Origin of the sequence: Xanthomonas prunicola (genome assembly GCF_002846205.1) — a bacterium.
Taxonomy (GTDB): domain Bacteria; phylum Pseudomonadota; class Gammaproteobacteria; order Xanthomonadales; family Xanthomonadaceae; genus Xanthomonas; species Xanthomonas prunicola.
Window position 1 is genome coordinate 60866 of record NZ_PHKV01000011.1, and the last position, 22297, is coordinate 83162.

22 protein-coding genes and 1 tRNA gene are annotated in these 22297 nt (G+C 63.8%); 11 read left to right on the forward strand and 12 right to left on the reverse strand.

Annotated elements, in window-relative coordinates; translation table 11 throughout:
- Positions 1-67 precede the first annotated feature (67 nt).
- Positions 68-538, forward strand: coding sequence for a DNA-binding protein (locus XpruCFBP8353_RS24490; protein ID WP_101364854.1), 471 nt, complete (start codon positions 68-70; stop codon positions 536-538).
- 43 nt (positions 539-581) lie between these two features.
- Here the strand turns inward: XpruCFBP8353_RS24490 and XpruCFBP8353_RS20320 are convergent, their stop codons facing one another.
- From XpruCFBP8353_RS20320 to XpruCFBP8353_RS20330, 3 genes are read right to left on the reverse strand one after another with little or no spacing between them, the layout of a single operon-like run.
- Entirely contained in the window at positions 582-3575 is a 2994-nt protein-coding gene (locus XpruCFBP8353_RS20320; protein ID WP_101364855.1) for a Tn3 family transposase, read from the reverse strand.
- 23 nt (positions 3576-3598) lie between these two features.
- Positions 3599-4870: a site-specific integrase gene (locus XpruCFBP8353_RS20325; RefSeq protein WP_101364856.1), complete on the reverse strand. Its 1272-nt coding sequence runs from the start codon at positions 4868-4870 to the stop codon at positions 3599-3601.
- A complete protein-coding gene (locus XpruCFBP8353_RS20330; RefSeq protein ID WP_101364857.1) occupies positions 4867-5280 on the reverse strand; it encodes a MerR family transcriptional regulator in 414 nt (137 codons plus the stop codon). Before XpruCFBP8353_RS20330 ends, XpruCFBP8353_RS20325 begins: the two co-directional genes overlap by 4 nt.
- A 105-nt stretch (positions 5281-5385) precedes the next feature.
- On the opposite strand from XpruCFBP8353_RS20330, the gene XpruCFBP8353_RS20335 reads away from it, so the two are divergent.
- From XpruCFBP8353_RS20335 to XpruCFBP8353_RS20360, 6 genes are read left to right on the forward strand one after another with little or no spacing between them, the layout of a single operon-like run.
- A complete protein-coding gene (locus XpruCFBP8353_RS20335; protein WP_057681761.1) occupies positions 5386-6003 on the forward strand; it encodes a cation transporter in 618 nt (205 codons plus the stop codon).
- Entirely contained in the window at positions 6000-6356 is a 357-nt protein-coding gene (locus XpruCFBP8353_RS20340; RefSeq protein WP_057681760.1) for a hypothetical protein, read from the forward strand. The genes XpruCFBP8353_RS20335 and XpruCFBP8353_RS20340 overlap by 4 nt, the downstream gene beginning before the upstream one ends.
- Positions 6357-6412: 56 nt before the next feature.
- A complete protein-coding gene (locus tag XpruCFBP8353_RS20345; RefSeq protein WP_101364858.1) occupies positions 6413-7693 on the forward strand; it encodes a TolC family protein in 1281 nt (426 codons plus the stop codon).
- Positions 7690-8637, forward strand: coding sequence for an efflux RND transporter periplasmic adaptor subunit (locus tag XpruCFBP8353_RS20350; protein WP_081029748.1), 948 nt, complete (start codon positions 7690-7692; stop codon positions 8635-8637). The genes XpruCFBP8353_RS20345 and XpruCFBP8353_RS20350 overlap by 4 nt, the downstream gene beginning before the upstream one ends.
- 8 nt (positions 8638-8645) lie before the next feature.
- Positions 8646-11843, forward strand: a complete 3198-nt coding sequence (locus XpruCFBP8353_RS20355; protein WP_101364859.1) for an efflux RND transporter permease subunit — start codon at positions 8646-8648, stop codon at positions 11841-11843.
- Positions 11840-12118 (forward strand): hypothetical protein, encoded by a 279-nt coding sequence (locus XpruCFBP8353_RS20360; RefSeq protein WP_005996620.1) that lies wholly within the window; start codon positions 11840-11842, stop codon positions 12116-12118. The genes XpruCFBP8353_RS20355 and XpruCFBP8353_RS20360 overlap by 4 nt, the downstream gene beginning before the upstream one ends.
- Before the next feature lie 28 nt (positions 12119-12146).
- Here XpruCFBP8353_RS20360 and XpruCFBP8353_RS20365 read toward each other — a convergent pair whose 3' ends face one another.
- From XpruCFBP8353_RS20365 to XpruCFBP8353_RS20395, 7 genes are all read right to left on the reverse strand, one after another.
- Positions 12147-13451, reverse strand: a complete 1305-nt coding sequence (locus XpruCFBP8353_RS20365; protein ID WP_057681757.1) for an arsenic transporter — start codon at positions 13449-13451, stop codon at positions 12147-12149.
- Positions 13452-13469: 18 nt separating this feature from the next.
- Complete coding sequence (arsH, locus tag XpruCFBP8353_RS20370; RefSeq protein WP_057681756.1) at positions 13470-14195, reverse strand: arsenical resistance protein ArsH; 726 nt, start codon at positions 14193-14195, stop codon at positions 13470-13472.
- Entirely contained in the window at positions 14192-14605 is a 414-nt protein-coding gene (arsC, locus tag XpruCFBP8353_RS20375; RefSeq protein WP_081029746.1) for an arsenate reductase (glutaredoxin), read from the reverse strand. Before arsC ends, arsH begins: the two co-directional genes overlap by 4 nt.
- A gap of 9 nt (positions 14606-14614) precedes the next feature.
- Complete coding sequence (locus XpruCFBP8353_RS20380; RefSeq protein WP_057681754.1) at positions 14615-15145, reverse strand: arsenate reductase ArsC; 531 nt, start codon at positions 15143-15145, stop codon at positions 14615-14617.
- Positions 15142-15489 carry an ArsR/SmtB family transcription factor gene (locus tag XpruCFBP8353_RS20385; RefSeq protein ID WP_057681753.1) on the reverse strand — a complete coding sequence of 116 codons (348 nt, stop codon included), beginning with the start codon at positions 15487-15489 and terminating at the stop codon, positions 15142-15144. The genes XpruCFBP8353_RS20380 and XpruCFBP8353_RS20385 overlap by 4 nt, the downstream gene beginning before the upstream one ends.
- A gap of 112 nt (positions 15490-15601) precedes the next feature.
- Positions 15602-16699, reverse strand: coding sequence for a UvrD-helicase domain-containing protein (locus tag XpruCFBP8353_RS20390; RefSeq protein ID WP_057681752.1), 1098 nt, complete (start codon positions 16697-16699; stop codon positions 15602-15604).
- Positions 16677-18257, reverse strand: a complete 1581-nt coding sequence (locus tag XpruCFBP8353_RS20395) for an ATP-dependent nuclease (RefSeq protein WP_057681751.1) — start codon at positions 18255-18257, stop codon at positions 16677-16679. Before XpruCFBP8353_RS20395 ends, XpruCFBP8353_RS20390 begins: the two co-directional genes overlap by 23 nt.
- Positions 18258-18530: 273 nt before the next feature.
- Here XpruCFBP8353_RS20395 and XpruCFBP8353_RS20400 point away from each other — a divergent pair, with 273 nt between their 5' ends.
- On the forward strand, positions 18531-19583 hold the full coding sequence (locus tag XpruCFBP8353_RS20400) for a DNA-binding protein (RefSeq protein ID WP_101364860.1): 1053 nt from the start codon (positions 18531-18533) through the stop codon (positions 19581-19583).
- Between the two features lie 87 nt (positions 19584-19670).
- The gene (locus XpruCFBP8353_RS20405) at positions 19671-20255 is read left to right on the forward strand and encodes an SEC-C domain-containing protein (RefSeq protein WP_243391177.1); all 585 of its coding nucleotides are present in this window, start codon (positions 19671-19673) and stop codon (positions 20253-20255) included.
- A gap of 41 nt (positions 20256-20296) precedes the next feature.
- Here the strand turns inward: XpruCFBP8353_RS20405 and XpruCFBP8353_RS20410 are convergent, their stop codons facing one another.
- Both XpruCFBP8353_RS20410 and XpruCFBP8353_RS20415 read right to left on the reverse strand, forming a co-directional pair.
- Entirely contained in the window at positions 20297-20725 is a 429-nt protein-coding gene (locus tag XpruCFBP8353_RS20410; protein WP_243391176.1) for a 3'-5' exoribonuclease, read from the reverse strand.
- Positions 20726-20807: 82 nt separating this feature from the next.
- Complete coding sequence (locus tag XpruCFBP8353_RS20415; RefSeq protein WP_101364862.1) at positions 20808-21068, reverse strand: hypothetical protein; 261 nt, start codon at positions 21066-21068, stop codon at positions 20808-20810.
- Between the two features lie 361 nt (positions 21069-21429).
- Here XpruCFBP8353_RS20415 and XpruCFBP8353_RS20420 point away from each other — a divergent pair.
- Together XpruCFBP8353_RS20420 and XpruCFBP8353_RS20425 are read left to right on the forward strand one after the other, a co-directional pair.
- Positions 21430-21522, forward strand: a tRNA-Ile gene (locus XpruCFBP8353_RS20420).
- Between the two features lie 64 nt (positions 21523-21586).
- Positions 21587-22141, forward strand: a complete 555-nt coding sequence (locus XpruCFBP8353_RS20425; protein WP_101364863.1) for a 3'-5' exoribonuclease — start codon at positions 21587-21589, stop codon at positions 22139-22141.
- Positions 22142-22297: the final 156 nt, after the last annotated feature.

Genomic DNA, 22297 nt, shown 5'->3' on the forward strand with positions numbered 1-22297 from the left:
ACGATAATCATCACTTATCGCGAGTACGTCAACTGCAGGGCAGGGCGCCAATCAGGGAGGCACTTCAATGGCCAGAGGCATCACAGAATCAGATGTTCACGGCGCCGCCGACGCGCTTGTCGCGCTTGGCGAACGCCCGACCGTGGAACGCATCCGTGCTCATCTTGGCACTGGCTCGCCAAACACCGTGGTTCGCTGGCTGGAAACCTGGTGGGGAAGATTGGGTGAGCGGCTGATCGTGCAGCAGGTCAAACTTGAGCTACCCAATGCCCCTGAGGAGCTAGCGACCTTGGCCTCACAGTGGTGGGAGCATGCGCTGGCAGCCGCACAGCGCCACGCTGACGCCAACCTGGCTCAACAGCGTGCCGACCTCGTTGCACTACAAGATGACTTAGGCAATCGGGAGGCTTCTTGGCAAGCGCAAATTCATCAGTATTCCGTTGCTGCTAACCAAGCTCGGCAGTCGCTGGTTGTCGCCGAACAGGAGGGTCGGCAGGGAATCGTTACGTACAGGGCCAAAAACCGCCTAAGCGATTGAAACAAAATCATAATTTCCTTGTCCCGATAGCGGATCTCCCCGTCTATGGGGCCTGTTCAAGGACTTTCGCTGTATAGCTCAGCGGCGCCACTTCCCTATCAAGGTCGAGATGGTAGTCGCCGAAGCGATTGATGTGGCTGGTCCGATACGGCGACAGGCCGGCCAGGATCTCGGGCGTCAGTTCAATCCCCTCCTTCCGCATCTCAGCCAAGGTGCGGCTCATGCCCTCCACGTTGTGGAGGATGATCATGTTGGCGACCAGCTGGCTGTACTTGATGATCTTGCGCTGCTCGTGTTGGACGTTCTCAGCAATGATCCCCTGGCTGCCAAAGAAGACCCACTTCACGAAGCCGTTGTACTCCTCGCTCTTGTTGGTCGCAGCATGGATCGTTTTGCGGATCTCGTTGTCATCAATGTAGCGCAGCAAGAACAGCGTTCTGACGGCCTTGCCAAGTTCCCGGAAGGCGAAGTACAGCTTGTTCTTCCGACTATAGGTGCCCAGCCGGCGCAGGATCGAGGACGCGGTGATTTTCCCCAATCGGATCGAGATCACCACCCGCAGCATGTCGTGGAGATGGGTCGCGATCAGTTGCCAGTCGATGCTGTCTCCGAACAGTGCCTGGATGTTCTTATAGGTCCTGCCAGGTTCGGGCCGGAAGAATGTCAGATCCTTGATGTTTCGTATCCTGGGCATCAGCTGGATGCCCAGCATGTGGGCCAAACCGAAGACCGGGTAGCTCTGCGCCTGCGTGTCGCCATGGACGATCTCAGGCTGTATGTCGGAAGTGTTCGCCAGCAGGCCATCGAGGATGTAGATGCCCTCGTGAACGCCACAGGGAATGAAGTGGCTGAACAGCGCCACGTATTTGTCGGACACGTGGTAGTAGCCAATGCCGCCGTAGCCGCCGTAGCGGATGTGGTACTCCGACAATAGGTTGTCCTCGTAGACGCTCCATTTGGTGCCATCTGCTGAGGCGCTCTTCCCGCTGCCCCAATAGCCCGGCAGGTCGAATTTGTTGTAGGTATTGATGACCTCCACGATGGCCTTCTCAAGCACATCCTCGGTCACATATTTGAGGTTCAGCCAAGCAACCTGGCGCCGGCTGAAGCCCTTGATCGACCGCGCCGTCTGCGTCGGCCCTAGGTTGCAGCCATAGCAAAATAGCGTGGTGATCACACGTCGCGGCAGATCTTCGACTTGGCTCTCGGTACCGGCGATCGGGCGGAAAAAACGGTGCAGATCCAGCCATTGGCTGGCATCGATTAGGACATCGACGATGCTGGATTCTGGAAGCCGTTCGGCGATGAGGCGATCAACGGTGGTAATCGCGCTGGAGACTTCGGCGCGTTGCCCCTTCCGCAGCACCAGGCGCCCCTCCAGGATGTCCGCATGCACGTTCTCCGGGAAACGCCCATCGACCTCATCGGCCAGGGTGGTCAATTGTGCGCGCAACCCAGCCACGAACGACGCGGCGTCGGTGGGTAGACCTGACACCTGGCCATAGGCTTCCAGTTCCTGCGCCAAGGTGGCTTCATCGACCAGCTGCTCGCGGTAGTCATCAAACCGTTCGCTGCTGGGAATGAAGAGATCTCCGGACTTCAGTTCGTCTTTGACCTGCACCAGCACGGCCAGCTCGAAGTATTTACGGTGCATCCAGCCGGCGCCTGCTGCGCTGGCCCGCTTGCCGAACACGTGCTGACGCCAGAGCTTGGACATCCAGTCAAAGTCCTTTTCCGGGTCCAGGCCGAGGGATGCGACCTCGATCAGCTCACGGCGTTGGTTGCGCAGCGACAGCACCGCTGTGATCAACGGCTCCATGCCGGCGTCGTGGCTGGTCGCCCGTAGATTCATCAGCTCCAGCCCATTGAACAGCAGCGGCCTGACCGCGCCATAGGGCTGCAGCATGAAAGGCAGGTAATTCTTCCCGGCGTAGGCCATATGTTCTTCGCATTCGGCCAGCAAGGTCGACACTTCCGCTTCCAGGCTGTTGTCGATGGCATCCACGCGCTGCCTATCGCTGCCGTCGAGCTGATAGGCCTGCAGGATCTCCTTGAGCTGGCCGATGAGGAAGTCGGCCCGCTTGGCATGTTCGAGCTGGTAAGCCAGCAGCTTCTGCTGGGCCGTGTTCTCCAGCCCGCGCACCTGCTTGATGAACAACTCGGCTGCATCATCCAGCGTCTTGGCGTGCTGGGCGCGAATGAAGATGGTGGCCAGCGCATAGCGCTTGTCCTCAGCCAATTCGGCCAGTTCGCTGGCGTCATAGGCCCGAGCCATTGCACGGAATTGCTTGAGCTTGGGCACCGGCACATCGATGGGAGGCAGTTGGTCAGCCAACTGCTGCAGCATGCGGATGTGCTGCAGATAAAAACGAACTTCCTTGTTGGTCGGCCGGCCAGGCTCGCGCTTGAGCGATTGCCAGCCAGTAAATCTGGAGCCTTCCGGTGCGCGCAGCAATTCGTCAATGAGCGTGCGTGTGGCAGGCGTCAGTGCGTGGCTGATGCTGCGGTAGTACCCCAAATTGACCCGCTCGCGTGCGCCAATGGCGGCCAGCTCCAAGGTGCGGAAGCCTGGCAGTTCGTAGCGGTGGTGCACCAGCTCTTCGAGCAGGACGTTCACGATGTCCGGGATAGTGTGCTTGGTCTGGGCTGCTCCGGTGGCCACTGTGTCCAGCCAAGACAACCCAGCTTTGTCCAAGGGACGCACCCCAATGAACTGCCGCAGCTGCGGCATATGCCGGCGCTGGCTGCCGGAGGCGTCATAGCGTTCGAGCTGGTCGGTGTCCAATACGCGCCCGAGTCGGGCGGCCTTGGCGATGTGCTTCCGGATCCGCTCGGGCACTTCGGCCAACACTGTGAAGTAACCCAAGCGCTGGAAGAGCTTGAGATGGATCAGTACCGCCAGTTGCGGACCCGGCTGGGTGGTCAGCTGCTTGGCGAATGCAATCTCAGCGGCGGTGGGGGTGTAGATCTCCTCCAGTTCCTTGGCGGTGGGATCAGGCTTCAGTCGCGGGTAGGCGGTCTCGTGAAGGGTAGCCATTGGATCCGGAGGTTATGAGGGGATCAATCCCAGTGCCGGCCGTCGTCTGTATTGAGAGACGCTTCCAGGAAACACTGGTGCGTATCGGCCATGCGGTGCATGTCATCGAGCAACGTGGCCAGGATTTCATCCAGATCCTGATCGGGATCGGTGGGAACAGTTAACCGGTACTCGCTGCTGGCGGTGTTCAGACGCACTGCCTGGAACGGAGCCAAGCAGATCTCTTCAATCCGGCCCCGGGCCTTGGCCGCGCCGCGGCCCGCGCGGGCAAACGGGGTCAGCACCATGCGCAGACGGAGCTGCAGCGCAGATTTGCCCTCGGGTGCCGGCAGTGCCATCGCCGGTACCGGCGCGGTTGGGCTGGGTAGGCTCGCTTCAATGCGGTCCCGGGCAAACGGGTCACGCCCATCCAGGTAGCGCATGGCCGACTGCACATCGCGCCAGCCCACGTACTCCATCAACGCCTTCATGTCCCAGCCTTGGTCGTTGGCCCAACTGGCAAAGCCGCGGCGCAACGAATGGCTGCTGTGGAGCCCCGCATCGGCAAAGCCGGCACTGGTCAGCAACTCGCGTAGCAGGCGCACCAAGCTATTGGGATGGAGGCCTTCGGCGCTCACCTGGCCCCATTGGTTGACCGCCCGAAATACCGGTCCTTCCTGCAGGTCGGCCGCCTGCAGCCACACCTGGGTCGCCTCCACCGGGCACAGCCGCGACAACGCCGGCACCTTGTAGGTAACGCCGGCCGCTCTGCGATCGCTCTTGCTGCGCGGCAGGAAACAGGTCATCCCCTGTCCCGGCACCAGCGTGAGATGGGCCACGTCCAGACGCAGCAGTTCATCGCCGCGAAAGCCACGCCAGAATCCGAGCAGCACCAGCGCTCGGTCCCGTTGGTGGCGCAGCGCTGCCGCTCCGTCGCCCCGCGCGCGTGCCGCCGCGATCGCAGCGGCCAGCCAGTCGTCGAGCTCGACCAGCCGCCGAATCTGGAGCGGCGCGGCTTGCTTGACCTGCCCGGGGTGCAGGGTCTGGATGCCTTTGAGCACCTTGCGCACCAGCGGCGACCGGGTGGGATCGACAAATCCGTGGTCGCGGTGCCAAGAGGCGATGGCCGCCAGGCGTTGGCGAAGGGTGCTGGTGGCCAGGGTCTGCGCATACGCGGCCAGGTATCGGGCCACGCTGTCAGGTGTCGCTGGGAGGTGGCCTTGCCACTCGACTTCAAAGTGCCGTAGCGCCGACGCATAGCTGCGCACCGTGTTCTGGCGCGTGGCCGCATCGAGGTAGCGGTCCAGTTCGGTCACTGGCGCGTGGCCTCCACAGCGACCGGCTGCCGCAGGGTCGACAGGATGGTGCATTCCGCCCGCTGCCCGCCGTGGCAACTGGCAATCACCCGTTCCAACTCCCTGGCCATGCGCTGCAGGTCGGCCATGCGCGCCCGCACGTCGGTCAGATGGCTGCGTGCCAGCCGATCCACGTCCCCGCACGAGAGCTCCTCATCGCCGGCCAGCTGCAGCAGGCTGCGGACCTCCTCCAGGCTGAAGCCTAGGTCCCGGCCGCGCGCAATGAAGCGCAGCCGCTCGATGTCGGCCGGGCCATAGACCCGGTAGCCATTGCCCGAGCGCCCCGGGCGCGGCAGCAGGCCGATCCGCTCGTAATAGCGGATGGTCTCCAGATGGCACCCGCTGGCGTCGGCAGCCTCACTGATTTTCATTCGTAGTACGCTTGACTCCGTAGTAGCTACGGACTTTACCCTCACCGGCTGTGTCATGCCAGCGGCCCGCCCGGGCCCGGCTTCCCTGCGAATGGAGATGTTCCGATGAGTGATTGCGGCTGCCACCACGAGGCTAAGAACGCGCAGGAGCGGCGCGTCCTCTGGATCGCCCTGGCGTTGAACGCGGCGATGGCCGTGATCGGCGGTATCGCCGGCTGGGTTGCTCATTCCACTGGCCTACTGGCCGACGCTCTGGACATGCTGTCCGATGCCACCGCCTATGCCATTGGCTTGGTCGCTATCGGGCGCACGGCGCGCTTCAAGGCCAATGCCGCGTGGGTCAGCGGCAGCGTGCTGCTTGTGCTGGGTGTGGGCGTGTTGGTCGAGGTCGGCCGCCGCGTAATGTTCGGTGCCGAGCCGGTCAGCGGCTGGATGATTGGCACCGCCCTGCTGTCGCTGGTGGTAAACGTGACGGTACTGCGCATGCTGGCGCCGCTGAAGTCCGGCGAGGTGCATCTGCGGGCGACCTGGCTGTTCACCCGGGCTGATGTGGTCGCCAATGTTGGCGTAATCCTGGCGGGCCTCCTGGTGTGGTGGCTGGCCAGCCCGTACCCAGATTTCGTGATCGGCGCCCTGATCGGCCTGTATGTGATCAAGGAAGCCTTCGAGATCTTGGGTGATGCCCGCCGGGCACGTGCCGACGCGCGCAAGACGGCTGCATGACCAGGCTTGGCCGGCTGGGTTCTGGCCTGCGCTGGCTCCTGCTGGCGCACTTGGCCGTGGGCCTGGTGGCGCAGCCGGTGCTGGCACTGGTCGGCGAGCTGCATGCCCAGACCCATCTGGCCGCTGCCGACCGTGGCCCGGCAGTGGCGCCACCAGCTGCCGAGCGTGGCGTAGACGTCGCCCTGCATCGGCTTCAGCAGCTGGTGCTGTGTTGCAGCCAAGCCGCGCCGGCCCCTGAGATCCTGCTGGCCGTGGCGGACATCGGCCGGTATTTGCACGCGCTGGACGCCGATACGCCCCGGTATCCGCCCGCGCACCTGATCGCGCCGTTCCGACCGCCGATCGCAGGGTGAGGTCGGCTGGCATGCGCCGGCGCCCTGTCGATATCGAGAACCTTCGGAGTACTTCCATGCATGTGCGATTGGCGGCTATAGCCGCATGGCTGCTGTTGGGCGGCGCGGTGACGACGCCGGCGGCGGCGGCCGAATTGATGACTTTGGACGACGCGTTCGCGCGTGTGGCCCAAACCCACCCCGAGCTGCGCCTGGTCGATGCGCGGGCCACCGTGCTCGCTGCCGAGCGCGATCAGGCCATGCAGCGCCCACCGTGGACGGTCGGTGCCGAGGTCGAAAATGCATTGGGCACGGGCGTGGCCCGTGGTCTGGACAGCGCCGAGCTGACCTTGAGCCTGAGCTCGGTCCTGGAGCGCGGCGGCAAGCTCGATGCGCGCCGAACCCTGGCCCAAAGCCGGATTGATGCGCTGGCCGTGCACCGGGAGACCGGCCGGCTGGACCTGCTCGCCGAGACGGCGCAGCGCTATCTGGCCGTCGTTGGCGCCGACCGTCAACGCCGGCTGGCGGACGTGGATGTCGGCCAGCGCCAGCGGACCGTGGCGGCCGCCCGGCAGCGCCTGCAGGCCGGTGCTTCGCCCGAATCGGTGGTACTCACCGCGCAGGCAGCGCTGGCGCGGGCCGAGCTGACCCGTGATCGGGCCGATCAGCAGCGAATCGCCGCTCGTCAGCATCTGGCCGCACTGTGGGGCGAACGTGCTCCCAGCTTCGAGGTGGCCGCGGCCGATCCCAGGGTCTTGCCGGCGATCGCGTCCATGCAGACGTTGGCCGAGGAGCTGGAGCGGACTCCGGAACTGGCGCAGTTTGCCGACGCCCGTCGGATCGCGCAGGCACGACTGCAGCTGGCGCGTTCGGCGGCCTCGTCGGACCTGTCCTGGCAGCTCGGTGTGCGCCGCCTGCAGGAGTCCGACGACACCGCGCTGGTGGCCAGCCTGTCCATGCCGCTGGGCAGCCGCAGCCGCGCACAGCCGGAGATTCGCGCCGGCGAAGCCGAGCTGGAGGTCCTGACGATCGAGCGCGAGGCCAAGGGCCTGTCGCTGTACTCCACGCTGGTCGAGGCCCATGGCCGTTACACCGTGGCGCAGGCCGAAGTGGCGCGGCTGCAAGGAGACGTACTGCCGAAGCTGGCCCGGGCCGAGCAGGCTGCCGAGCGCGCCTATCGCGCCGGCGCGATCAGCTATCTGGAATGGGCACAGCTGCAGTCCGAACGCACGGCCATGGCCCAGCAGCAGCTGGACGTGGCGCTCGATGCGCAGCGCGCCCTGATCGAAATTCAACGACTGACCGGCCAGGCGCTTGTCACGCCGCCGGCGGCCGCTTCCACCGGAGAGACCCCATGAATCGCTTTTCCTGGACCGCACTGGGCATGGCCCTGATGCTGGCCGCCTGCAACGCGTCGACCCCCAACGAAGCCTCCGAGGGCGGCGCCGCCGCTGAGGGCGAAGAGCACGGCGAGCACGAGGAAGCGCCGCTGGAAACCAAGATTGCCGCCAAAGCTGCGCAGGCGGCGGGTATCCAGGTCGCGCCGGCGGGTCCAGGTGAGATTGCTGACGAGCATGAGGTGCAAGGGCTGCTGACCCCGATCGATGGGCGCATCGCGCAGGTCACTGCACGCTTCCCCGGACCGGTCCGTTCTGTGCGAGCGGGCGTGGGTGATCAGGTGCGTGCCGGCCAGGCACTGGCCACCGTGGAGAGCAACCTGAGCCTGACTACCTACACCGTCACCGCGCCGATCAGTGGCGTGGTCATGGCGCGTACGGCCGCTGTGGGCATGGCAGCCGCTGAGGGCGCGCCGCTGTTCGAGGTCGCCGACCTGTCCTCGCTGTGGGTGGACCTGCACATCTTCGGCGCCGACGCCCAGCACATCGGTGCCGGCGTACCGGTGACGGTCACCCGCTTGAGCGATGACGTCACGGCGCAAACCACGCTGGAGCGCGTCCTGCCCGGCACCGCCACCGCCAGCCAAAGCACCATTGCGCGCGCCACCGTGGCCAACACCGATGGCCTGTGGCGGCCGGGTTCGGCGGTCAAGGCGCGGGTCACGGTGGATCGCCAATCGGCGGCGCTGGTGGTGCCGATCACTGCGCTGCAGACCGCAGAGGACCAGGACGTGGTCTACGTGCAGCAGGGCGAGACCTACCACACCCGGCCGGTGAAGCTGGGGCGCCGCGACGCCGAACGCGCCGAAGTGCTGGAAGGGCTCAAGGCCGGTGAACAGGTGGTGGTGGCTCAGAGCTTCCTGATCAAGGCCGACATCGAAAAGTCCACCGTGGAAGAGGAATGAGGCCCGCCATGCTCGAACGCCTCATTGGGCTGTCCATCCGCCACCGCTGGTTGACGCTGGTGCTCACCGCTGCGCTGGTTGCGCTGGGCGTGTGGAGCTACCGTCACCTCTCCATCGACGCCACGCCGGACATCACCAATGTCCAGGTCCAGATCAACACCCAGGCCCCTGGCTACTCGCCGCTGGAGGCCGAGCAACGGGTGACCTTCGCCATCGAAACGGCCATGGCCGGCCTGCCCAAGCTGGACTACAGCCGCTCGCTGTCACGCTACGGGCTTTCGCAGGTCACCGTCGTCTTCAAGGACGGCACCGACCTGTACTTTGCCCGCCAGCAGGTCGCCGAGCGCCTGCAGCAGATCGCCTCCCAGCTTCCCGAAGGGTTGGACCCGGAAATGGGGCCCATCTCCACCGGCCTGGGCGAGATCTTCATGTATACCGTGGAGGCCGAGCCCAACGCTCGCAAGCCCGACGGCACGCCGTACACGGCCACGGACCTGCGCACCCTGCAGGACTGGGTGATCCGGCCGCAGCTGCGCACTACCGCTGGCGTCACCGAGGTCAACACCATCGGCGGCTTTGAGCGGCAGATCCACATCACCCCCGACCCGGCCCAGCTGGTGGCGCTGGGATTCACGTTGAACGACGTGGTCGCCGCGGTCATGCGCAATAACCAGAACATCGGCGCCGGCTACATCGAACGCAACGGCCAGCAGTTCCTGGTGCGCGTGCCCGGCCAGCTGGCCAATCTGGAGGCGATCGGCAACATCGTGCTGGACCGGCGCGATGGCGTGCCGATTCGGGTGCGCGACGTCGCTAGCGTGGGCGAAGGCAAGGAGCTGCGCACGGGCGCGGCCACCCAGAATGGCCACGAGGTCGTGGTCGGTACCGCCTTCATGTTGTTCGGCGCCAACAGCCGGGAAGTCTCCCAGGCGGCCGCGGCCAAGCTGGACGCCGCCAACGCCAGCTTGCCCCCGGGCGTGCATGCCAAGGCCGTCTATGACCGCACCGCGCTGGTGGACCGCACCATCGGCACGGTATCCAAGAACCTGATCGAGGGCGCGCTGCTGGTGGTGGTGGTGCTGTTCCTGCTGTTGGGCAATGTGCGCGCCTCGTTGATCACCGCGGCGGTGATCCCGTTGGCGATGCTGTTCACCATCATCGGTATGGTGCGTGGCGGCGTATCGGGCAACCTGATGAGTCTGGGTGCGCTGGACTTCGGCCTGATCGTGGACGGGGCGGTGATCATCATCGAGAACTGTCTGCGCCGGTTCGGGGAGGCGCAGCACGCGCTGGGCCGCCAGCTCAACGATGAAGAGCGCTATGACCTGACCGCCTCGGCCACCGCCGAGGTGATCCGTCCCAGCCTGTTTGGCCTGGGCATCATCGCGGCGGTCTACCTGCCGATTTTCGCGCTGTCCGGGGTGGAAGGAAAAATGTTCCACCCGATGGCGATCACGGTGGTGCTGGCCCTGACCGGTGCCATGGTGTTGTCGCTGACCTTCGTGCCGGCAGCGATCGCCACCTTCCTGCGCGGCCGCGTGGCTGAGCACGACAACCGCCTGATGCGCTGGTCGCGCGCCCGCTACACCCCGCTGTTGGATTGGGCGCTGCGGCGCCGTGTCGTGGTGCTGGCAGGCGCGGCCGTGCTGGTGGTGGGCTGTGGCGTGCTGGCCACCCGCTTGGGCTCGGAGTTCGTGCCGAGCCTGGATGAGGGCGACATCACCTTGCAGCCCATGCGTATTCCCGGCACCAGCTTGGAGCAGTCGGTGGCCATGCAGGAAACGCTGGAGAAGCGCTTGGCCCAGTTCCCGGAAGTGGCCAACATCTTCTCCAAAATCGGCACCGCCGAGGTGGCCACCGACCCGATGCCGCCGTCGATGGCCGACACCTTCCTGATGCTCAAGCCCCGCGACCAGTGGCCCGACCCGCGCAAGCCCAAGGCCGAGTTGGTGGAAGAGCTGGAGGCGGCTGCCAAGGAAATTCCGGGCAGCAATTACGAGTTCACCCAGCCCATCCAGATGCGCACCAACGAGCTAATCTCCGGCGTCCGCTCGGACGTGGCGGTCAAGGTTTACGGTGACAACCTCGACCAGCTGACCCGTCTGGCCAGCCGGGTCGAGCGGGTCATGCGCAGCGTCCCCGGCGCCGAGGACGTCAAGGCCGAGCAGGTCTCCGGCCTGCCATTGCTCACCATCACGCCAGATCCGGCGGCATTGGCACGGTATGGCCTGAATCCGGGCGACGTGCAGGAAACGGTGGCCACCGCCATTGGGGGCAGTGTCGCCGGCCAGCTGATCGAGGGCGACCGCCGCTTCGACTTGGTCGTGCGCCTGCCCGAATCGCAGCGCCAAGACCCGGCTGTACTGGCAGATCTGCCCATTCCACTGCCGGAAAGCGCCAGCGTGGACGAGTCCAGCCGCCTGGCCACCGGCGCCAATGGTGGCCCTCGTACGGTGCCGCTGCGGGAAGTGGCGAAGATCCAGGTGGAACGCGGGCCCAATCAGATCAATCGCGAAAACGGTAAGCGGCGCGTGGTGATCACCGCCAACGTACGCGAGCGCGATCTGGGTGGGTTCGTCGGCGAGCTGCGCACGCGCATCGGCCAGGATGTCACGCTTCCTGAGGGCTACTGGATCGACTACGGCGGCACATTCGAGCAGCTGATCTCGGCCACCCAACGCCTGGGGGTGGTCGTTCCGGTGACACTGGCGTTGATCTTCGCCCTGCTGTTCATGGCCTTCGGTTCGGCCAAGGATGCGACCATCGTGTTCAGTGGTGTGCCACTGGCGCTGACCGGCGGTGTGCTGGCACTGGCTCTGCGCGGGATTCCCCTGTCGATCTCGGCCGGCGTGGGCTTCATCGCACTGTCGGGCGTGGCCGTACTCAACGGCCTGGTCATGATCGCCTTCATCCGCCGTCTGCGCGAACAGGGCGATCTTCTGGACGACGCTGTCCGGGACGGCGCCCTTGGACGCCTGCGGCCGGTGCTGATGACCGCCCTGGTGGCCTCGCTCGGGTTCCTGCCCATGGCCTTGAATGTCGGCGCCGGCTCGGAGGTGCAGCGCCCGCTGGCCACTGTCGTCATCGGGGGGATTGTGTCATCCACCGCATTGACCTTGTTGGTGCTGCCGGTGCTCTATCGTTGGCTGCATCGCGACCGAGCTCCCCGCGGCGATCGCACTGCCTTGGAGTCCTCGAAATCATGAACGAGATCAACCTGGAACAGGTCCGCGCGGCGATGTTTACCGACCCGGGTGTGAAGGCGGTAGACGACCTACGCCTGGTCCCCGGCAAAGAAGATGGCCGTGCGATCGCGGCCACCATCACCGTCGCTGCCCCCTCAGTTGACTTGGACTTGGTGCACGCGGTGACCGCCCGCGTGCTGGCCGACCAATTCGGCATCGATCAGGTCATGCTGTGCTTCAACGATCCGGGTCCGGTGCCGCCGCCCCCCACCGCGGCACCCTTGAAGAAGATGTGATGGCCTGCGGCCCTGTGCGCCGACAGGGTCATTGAGCGAGCGGCAGCCAAATCCAGAGAGCGACGAGCGTGGCCAACAGGACCGGGGGCGTGAGGATTAGCCCTACCTTCATGTACTGTCCCCACGTGATCCGTTGGCCCTTGCCGGCGAGGACGTGCAGCCACAGCAGGGTCGCGAGCGACCCAATCGGAGTGAGCTTGGGGCCAAGGTCGTTGCCCACGACGTTGGCATAGATCATCAATTCGCGGGTGGCGGCCGGAAGATAGGCCCCATCGATGGCGAGCGCGCCCACCAGCGTCGCCGGCATGTTGTTCATGATCGAAGCGAGGCCCGCCACTGCGAAGCCGGTACCGATCGTGGCCACAAAGGTTCCCTGCGCCGCCAGCCACTCAAGCACCGCACTTGCCGCCTTTGTCAGCCAGGCGTTGCCAAGCCCATAAACCACCAGATACATGCCAACCGAGAACAGCACGATCTGCCAGGGCGCACCGCGCAGAATCTTGGTCAGGGCCATGGTTGCGCCTCGGCCGCCTGTCGCCCAGCGACCTGCAATTGCCATCAGCACCAGCGCAGCCACACCCGTCACCAAGGCGATCGGGACGCCTAGCGGCCCGGTTACGAAGTAGGCAACGAGCAGCAATGCGAGCAGGGGCAAACCGGCGCGGAAGACAGCCTTGTCGCGGATCGCTTGATGCGGCGCTTCAAGATCGTGGACCGGGTAGGTGCGAGGAATGTCGCGGCGGAACCAGAGCCACAGAACGATCAGCGTGGCGCCGACCGACACCAAATTCACCGGCACCATGACCGCTGCGTAGCGCCCGAACGAGACGTCAAAGAAGTTCGCGGTGACGATGTTGACCAAGTTCGAGACAACGAGCGGCAGGCTGGCCGTATCAGCGATGAAACCGCATGCCACAGTGAACGCCAGCGCACTCGCAGGCGGGAAGTTCAAGCGCAACAGAATGGCAAGGACAATCGGCGTCAGCAGGAGAGCCGCGCCATCGTTGGCGAACACTGCCGCGATCGCAGCGCCCAGCAAGACAATCAGCGGAAAGAGTTTCCGACCACTGCCGCCGCCCCAGCGGGCCACGTGCAACGCCGCCCATGCGAAGAAGCCGGCCGCGTCGAGGATGAGCGAGATGATGATGAGTGCGACGAAGGTGAACGTCGCATCCCAGACAATCCCCCACACCGTGGCGACGTCACCCCACCCGACGACGCCGGTGGCCAATGCTACAGCGGCGCCGGCCAGTGCCGACCAACCGATACCGAACCCGCGCGGCTGCCAGATGACGAATATAAGAGTGACGATGAAAATCGCGAGGGCAAGCATGCAGCGCTCCGACAGGGGTTAGATGGAGCGCTGATTCACGCGCTTGGACAGTTCTTCGGCGCTCTCAACACGTTCGGAATAGCGATCGGTCAGGTACGCTGAGCGACCACGCACCAGCCAGGTGAACTTCACCAACTCCTCGCATACGTCAGCAACGCGCTGATAGTACGCAGACGGCTTCATGCGCCCGGCCTCATCAAATTCCTGGAATGCCTTGGCCACCGAGGACTGGTTCGGGATGGTGACCATGCGCATCCAACGGCCGAGTACGCGCAGCTGGTTTACTGCGTTGAAGCTCTGCGAGCCACCAGACACCTGCATCACCGCCAAGGTTTTGCCTTGTGTCGGGCGCTTGGCCCCGTCGGCCAGAGGAATCCAGTCGATCTGCGCCTTCATGATCCCGGTCATGGCACCGTGGCGTTCGGGGCTGACCCAGACCATGCCTTCGGACCAGTACGCAAGTTCGCGAAGCTCACTCACCTTCGGATGATCCGGGGTGGCTCCGTCAGGCAGTGGCAAATCATGCGGATCGAAGATTCGCACGTCACAGCCGTACCAGCGCAAGAGTCGGCCGGCTTCCTCTGCCAGCAGCCGGGAATAAGAGCGTTCCCGCAGCGAGCCATAGAGGATGAGGATCCGCGGTGGGTGCCTTGGGTCGCCGGGCCCAGCTAGTGCGTCAACGTCGATCGGTGCAAGTTGTGCTGCGTCGATGCTCGGCAGATCTACGGCAATGCGATCAATCACGTCGACGCCCCGGCTGCGGTCACGATTTCGCCGTCTTCCTTGGTGAAGGAGGACACCGGGTTGTCCAGCAGCGCGAGCACCTTTTCGGACGGTCGGCACAGCGCCACGCCCCGGTCGGAAACAACGATGGGACGGTTGATCAGGATCGGGTGCGCCATCATCGCGTCCACCAGTTGTTCGTTGGTGAGCGCGAGATTATCCAAGCCCAGCTCCGCGTACGGTGTTCCCTTCTGGCGCAGGAGCTCACGAGGGGACATGCCCATCGCGGCGAGCAGCTCGACCAGCTTCTCGCGCGTGGGCGGCGCCTGCAGGTACTCGATGACCACCGGGTCTTCACCTGACTGGCGCATCATTTCCAGGGTATTCCGAGACGTGCCGCAGGCCGGGTTATGGTAGATCGTCAGCGTCATGATGATCCCTCAAGCCACGTCGGGTCGGGGCGACGTGGCGCCCTCGAACTGCCCGATGTCGCCTACCTGCGCCGTCAAGGTCGCCCGCGACAGCGTGTGGATCGGTAGCGCGACGAACGCCTTGATGCGGTTCTCCATGTACGCCAGCGCCTGCCGGAAGGCAGCGCGCTGCCACATGTCCCCGCGCGTTTCGTGGCTAGGGTCCTCGATGCCCCAGTGCCCGGTAACCGGCTGTCCTGGCCAGAACGGGCAGGCCTCGCCGGCGGCTTGGTCGCAGACGGTGAACACGAAATCCATGCGCGGGGCATCCGGCACTCCGAACTCGTCCCATGCCTTGGAGCGCAGGCCCTCGACTGGGTAGTCGGCCTGACGCAGCGTCTCGATTGCCAGAGGGTGGACCTCCCCCTTGGGGTGGCTGCCCGCGGAGAACGCATTGAAACGGCCATCGCCGATCTTGCGAAGGACGCTCTCGGCCAGGATCGAGCGGGCTGAATTACCGGTGCATAGGAACAGGACGTTAAAGGGCTGAGGAAAGCTCATGCGCAGGTCTCCACGGTACAAGGAATGACGAGGTTATTGAGGGGGCCGCAGATGTCCGGATTTCCGGAACAGCAGTCCTCGGTGAGAAATTCAAGAAGCTGACGCATGTCCTCGTAGCTGGCGGCGTACAGGACACGCCGCCCGTCGCGCCAAGAGCGCAGAAGGCTCGCCCGCTCCAGGGTCGCAAGGTGAAAGCTCATACGCGGTGGCGGAATCGCGAGCGCTTCGGCAATTTCACCCGAGGGCATTCCGTTGGGACCAGCGCGCACCAGCATCCTGAATGCGGCCAGACGGTCGGAGTGAGCAAGAGCAGACAGCGCTGAGACGGCAGAGGCATCGTTCATTCGCCGATTCTACAACGATCCTTGTAGGATGCAATCATGTGGGTGTTGCCGCCTATCAAGCCAATTATTTCTGGGCCCGGGAACCGCCAATGCCAAGAATTCCAACGCTTCTCTATGTGCTTGCGCTGGCAGGGACATAGAGCTGATGCCCCGGCAGCGTACACACGCCGGCGTACACAAATGCCACGCTTTGCCGTGCCCGGGTAAAGGCCACGTAGTATTTCGGTGGCGCAGTGATACGCGCCGCATCTGCGGTGCGCAGGTACTGCGTCAACGGCCCGTTGGGGAAGATTAGGACCCGGGGATAGGTGCGGCCCTTGCACTGCCCGAAGTTCACCGCAGGAAGTCCGTCGCAGGCTTGCCGCCGGTCATGCCGAAGCACGGTGGGGGCAAACTCCTGCATGTACGCAGCAACGTCCCCGGGAGCGACGAGGTAGATGCCGTCGTGCCCCGTGACCTCGCCATTGCCTGATTCGGTGCGGGGCATCTGCGGATAGAGCGTGTCGGCCATATCGCACAGGGCTTGGACGCAGCGCAGACTGATGAGACGGTGGTCGAGCTGGCATAAGCCGTCCGACTCCCAGATCTGGAACAACGCCGCCAGGTTCGGCCCGCGATATTGACTGTGCCTTTGCGCATAGTTCGTGGCATACGTAGCTTGGCGCGTATCACCTACCAACGTAATGGCGATAGCGCTCTTCAGCAGCAGCTCGACCAGATCCAGATCGTAGCCGGCGAGGTCCTGGACCTCGTCGATGTAAAGCTCGTCGTACATGGCCGCCAAGCGCGCCATCACTTGACCTTGGGTCAGCTCATCGCAGCGCACAGCAAAGTCGGCCGCCCGGTCGGAGTACATCCGGTTACCGGCCAAATAGTGTCGCGCGACCTGGGTGCGCGGGGCCCGGTTGTTGGTGAGACCTTCCACGAACAGGATGGTCTCGACCCGAGGCTCGGCGCAAAGTGCCGCCTGGTACGGACGGATGCACTCTCGGAGCAGGAAGCCATACCAGCTATGCAACGTGACATGCGCGGGGACCGCGCCGGCGTGGACCTCAAACGAGCGCCGGATCTCTTCTAGATTTTCCAACGTGTAGGTGACAATCGCGATGCGGCGCCCAGGTCGCTCCAAGGCCTGCCGGACCAGTAGCGTGGTTTTGCCCGAGCCTGCCGCTGAGAGCAGTACCCGGTTAGGCGATGGCACGCTGGACATAGTCCGGGAACCTGATCGAGTGAGGGCTGTTGAAGATCGCCAGGGCCGTATCGGTCTTATGGCCTTTCATGTACTTGAGCAGCGCCACCTCATCGGCGAAGGTCTTTCCCAGCACGGTGTTGAGCTCAGCCAGCGAATTGGCTTTGATCAGTTGCTCTTCCAGCGATGGGGCACTTTCGTCGGAGTCGTAGTAGATCGCGGTGAGGTGCTCTGCATAGCGTTCCTGCACAACGGCGATGTCGCCATCGTTGTCGGTGATCACCTTGGCCTGAATCTTCAGCCGATCCGCGATCTGCAAGAAGCGTTTGAATGCCAGCGATTTGACCGAGATGATGTCCACGCCATGGGCCATCGGCGCCACGCCGTGGTGGTCGCTGTAAGCACGCTGCACGATCAGCTCATCGGACGGTCCTTCCACAAGGATCGCCTGTTTGGCCAGGATCAGCCGCAGCGTGTCGTGACCAGGCAGCTTCATGAAATAGTCGTGGGTGTCGCTCGGCAGCTGGTCCAGCTTCATCTGGCCCTGCGCACTGAACAGGATCACGTTGTCCACGCCCAGCTTGTTCAACACGAAGCTACTGTGGGTGGCGATGATCACCTGTTGGGCGGTGGAGAGGGCTGCAATCTTGTCGATCAGCTGGGTCATGCTGGAGAAGGACAGATGATTCTCCGGCTCCTCGATCAGCAGCACGTGGGCCGCGCCCGCCGCGTGCATCGCCAGCTTCATCTTCACGGCGCTCTGTTCACCCTTGCCGGCCTGGGTGAAAGGTAGCTCATCCAAGTACGGTGACAAGCTGGTTTCCCACGTCGAACGCGGCGATGTGTCCACACCCACCGTCAGTGCTCGGTGGCTGATGTCCCCGGTGTGCTCGGTCAGGTAGGCATTGATGGCCGCAACATCCGCTTCTTCGGAAAAACTCTGCCGCATGCGGCGGAAGCTCAGCGACAGCGAGACGCGTTGGGCAGGCGTCAATGCCTGCTCGATGATGCCGGCGATATAGCGATCGGCACCGGACAAGGTCTTGATGCCGTGCGTGTCGATGATGGTCGAGTCGAACGGAATACTGCGGGCGGTGACGCCATTGTTGGCGAAGGAGTACCAGCGCACCGTGTAGTACTCCACCGGCAGGCTGACCGCGCCCTGGTGCTGCTGCAGGTAGGCGCTGAACTCATCGCGGTAGTCGTCGTTGAGCTCAACCAGCAACCGGATGCCGGCGGTGTCTTGGCGCAGCGAGTTGTTGGTGCCGCGCAACGAGGCCAGCGCGGCGTCGCCGCCCATATAGGCTTCGATGGAGATCCGCGGCGGCGATGCCGGCGTCCCTGCAGCAAGCGTCGCCAAGTACTCTCGCACCGTGGGCTGGTGAAACAGGTGAGGCGTTAGCTCGTAGGCAAGGTTGCGCCCATGCAACTGCCCGGTGACCACCGCGTGGATGGCCTCCAGCAGGGTGGACTTGCCCACCTCGTTGTCGCCCACCACCAAGTTCATGTGGGCGTTGAGCGGCAGGTCCAGATGCCGAAACGACTTGAAGTTGTCGATGACGATACGTTCGATCGGCATGCACAGTCCTTTGATGACCAACGGGCTCGGTGGCGGAGCCTGGCCGCACCCTGGCTGGCCTCCTTTCCGCTCTGGGCCATACTACCCAGCGATCGCCGGCCTTGGGCGGTTTCGTACTATTTGGGGCGCTAGGAAGGGCAAGAATCGGCCTTACGCGGGATAATTCAATATTATCCCGCCTGAAATTAACGCCTCAATTCGGAACCGAGCGCTTGTTGAATGGTACGTAATTACATGGTATGTAATACATTACGAAATAACGGGAGAGGACGAATGGCTCGGTCTGGCTTGTACAAGAGCGATGTGCAACGCGCCCGGGACAGTCTCCGGGCCGAAGGCCGAAATCCCTCAGTGGACGCCGTACGCGTGGCACTGGGTAATACTGGGTCTAAAACCACCATCCATCGCTACCTCAAGGAGCTGGAAGAGGAGGATGGGCAAGGCCTAGGGGCCAAGATCGCGGTCAGCGACGCCCTGCAGGACCTGGTGGCTCGCCTTGCCGAGCGGCTGCATGCCGAGGCGGAAACCGTGGTCGCCCAAGCGCAAGATCGATTCCAGGCCGAGCGGCACGAGCGCACCCAAGCCTTGGAACAGGCCCGGCAGGAGGCAGGCAATCTCAGCGCGCAGCTTCAGCGCACCGAGACGCTGCTTCAGACAGAACGCCAGGCGGGTGAAGCCGCCAAGGGCGAGGTGGCCAGCCGCACCACCGAACTGGCTCAGCTGGAGGAGCGCATTGCGGGCCTCACGGCACGGCTGGCCGAGCACGAAAGCCACGCGCGTTCCCTGGAGCAGAAGCACGAGCATGCCAGGGAAGCCCTTGAGCACTACCGCACCTCGGTCAAAGACCAGCGCGAGCAGGAGCAACGCCGTCACGAGCACCAGGTGCAGGAACTGCAGGTCGCTCTGCGCCAGGCCAACGAAACGTTGACATCCAAGAACCACGACCTGGTGCAGCTCAACCGGGAGAACGGCCAGTGGCTGGAGCGTCACACCCGATTGGAAAAGGAAGTGGCGCAGCTGCGCCAGACCATCGAGGCGCAACAGGGCGAGCTCGATGCGCTGCGCCTGACAGCGGCCGAATACCAGGCGCTGCAGGTGCGCTGGGGCCAAGACACTCAGACGTTGGAGGCCGCTCGACAAGAGCTCGCGCAAGTCCGGACCGAGCTGGTCCAGGAGCGCGAACGGCGCGAGCACGCCGAGACGGAGACGCTGCGCGCCACGGTGCGCCTGAGCACCCTGGAGCCGCTTCTTGCCCAGCTGCAGCCGGCCAGTGCCGGCGGTAAAGGCGCCAAGCGGATCTCATCGGAAGAGACGCCGGCGCCATAGGCTTGCAAGAGAACATCAGGCGCCACGATCGCAAGGAGTTTTGCTACGAGCGTAGTCACCACCACACCCCCGGAAATCTCCCGTGCCGTGCGTCGCTTAACCGATTCCGTCGTGCGCGGCGCAGAGCCGGTGTATCTCGATGTGCAGCCGGAAGCCGATGCGATCGTGCACGAGTGCTTTCCCAACGTGCAGGCCAAGGTCGCGCGCGACGGTGGTCAGATGCTGTGCGGGTGGCAGCTGTGGGAATGGCCGAACGTGCTGGTCGAGGCAGAATTCCATGCCGTGTGGGTCAGTCCCGCAGGGGAAATGATCGACATCACGCCAAAGCCCGAAGGCGAGAAGCGCATTCTCTTCGTGCCGGATCCGCGCAGACGCTACGAGGGCGTGTCGATCGACAACGTCCGCATGCCTCTGCGCGATGACCTGCTGATCAGGCACTTCATCCAGATGTCCGAAGCGATCGTCCAAGTGATAAACCGCGGCGAGCGAGCATCTCAGTATGGCGAGGTCAGCGTTCCGGCCAATGAAATCCAGCCTCTTCTGCAGGCTAGGGATTTCCTGGGGCAGTCACTCGGTGCGGGACTGCGCGAGCATGCACCGTGCCTGTGCGGCAGCGGCAGCAAGTACAAGCGCTGTCATGGCGCACAAGTAGAAGCATTCTTCCGTCATTGACGGTGGTGCCCCTGGTCGGAATCGAACCGACGTGTACGCGCTTATCTGGCGCGTGCTCTCCAATCTTCCACCAGTAATCCCGGAAGGCCTTCCTTCGACATGCGTGTCATGACCGGGGCCGGCCGGGGCCCGCACGCGGCAACCTGGTCATCGGGTAACTCAAACCCATCCAGGGCGTACCGCAGCAGCTGGAGATCGTTCGGGAAATCCGCCATCACTGCCGGCGCATCGACCTCGCTGAGGAAGGCGCGCAGCTCGGTAGTCAGGGCGGCATCAGGCAGGGCTGCGTCGCCGCGGTCTAGCAGCGGGTAGACGCTTTGACGAACGAAGTCGGTGGGAGCCTCGGGCAGGCTGGCTCGCTCAGCGTAGAAAAGGCGGTCTCCACCTTCGTTCACCAGCGCCAGACTCACCAGCTCGCTGCCCGTTACATCGGCCCACTCGGTGTCCAAGAAGTAGTACGTGGTGGCCATGGTTGAATGGTGCCACAGCTTCCTGGGGAGGGCCGAGCCTGGAAGTGTGGTCGAGGGTAGAATTCAGCGATCCATCAATCGGTTAGCGAAGATCTGGCCGTGTTCGTAACGATTCCCTGCCAACCCTCAACAGCGGCTGGCCGATCTCCAGCGCTTGTGCGATCAACAGCTTACTCAAATTGGCGACCTGACCACGCAACGCGAGGACTTGCGTGACCGCTGCACCCAGATGGAACAAGAGCTTGGTGCGCTGCAGGGCCGCTACAGCGAGCGTGAGGCAGTGATCACCATCGAGCGCAATCGTCAGGCCGACCACGTGCGTGCAATTGAAGATAGAGCGCACGCAGAAATCGATCGGGCACGGCAGGAAGCTCAGGCACTTCTAAAGCAGCTTACGAGCGCACAACGGGAGCGTCAGACGTTTGAACAGCACGCTCGCCAGCATGAAGAGAGTACCCGTCAGGCGTTGGCTGAGGCGCTACGAGAAGCTGCCGTCGAGCGAGCTCGAGCCGACACCCTGGCAGCGGAGTTACAACGTACCGTCTCAGCGAGGCCCACGTCACGCCAGAAGTCGGCCGCACCGGCGGCACGCAAGCCGCGCCGCGCAGCACGTTAGACAACAAGCGCATGGTATGCTCAAGCCATGAGTGCCTACGACCGCTACGAGCCCGACTTTCGAATACCGGCGTGATCGCAACGATCACGCCCCTGTAGCTCAATTGGTAGAGCAGCGGATTTATATCCCGTCAGCGCCAGATAAGCGGCAAGTGCCGGTTCGAGCCCGGCCAGGGGCACCACCTGTTCGTGTCGTCGCGGATGACGCGTTGAACTGTGCCTTGCTTCTACACGGGCACTTAATTGATGCGCTTTTTTCTAGATACCGAGTGGGCCGACACTCTAGGCTCTGAACTCGTCAGCATCGCCCTGGTGGCGGAGAACGGCATTGACTACCTCTACGCCGAGCGAGAGATCTTGCCGGCGCGTCCGACTGAATTCGTTCGCAGCGTCGTCTATCCGCTGCTGGATCGGGACAAGTCGGCCCTGACCGATCAAGCCATGACCATGCACGTACGCGGTTTTCTCAACGCCGCAAGTGCTCCAATGATCTTTGCGGACTACGCCAACGATCTCCAGCTTCTCCACTACGTGCTCGCGGGCTTCGATCTACCCGATACCCAAGTCTCTACGTGCGGCCCGACACCTCGGCCAATGGATGTGCAGATCATCCACGACAGGCCGATGGCGACATTGGTGGAAGCCTACTTTGAGGCTCATCCTGCAATTAGGTCCAGACGACACCATGCCTTGGTAGATGCAGAGGCACTGCGAGTGGCATGGCATATTTCTACCGGTCGCGTGCCATGCCCCGCATGGGGCGTTGATGCTATGGCACGAGTGAATTCGCACCTCAGCTAACCACCGCAAGCAGTACCGTGTGGAGAGAGAAGCTGCATGAATGACCTCGCAGTCTACCGAGATCCGAAATACCGATCATGGCTGTTGTCTCAGGCTGTGCCTCAAGTATGGACGGCTACGTTTTCCCTCTGATACGCCCAGGGTTTCCTAGACATC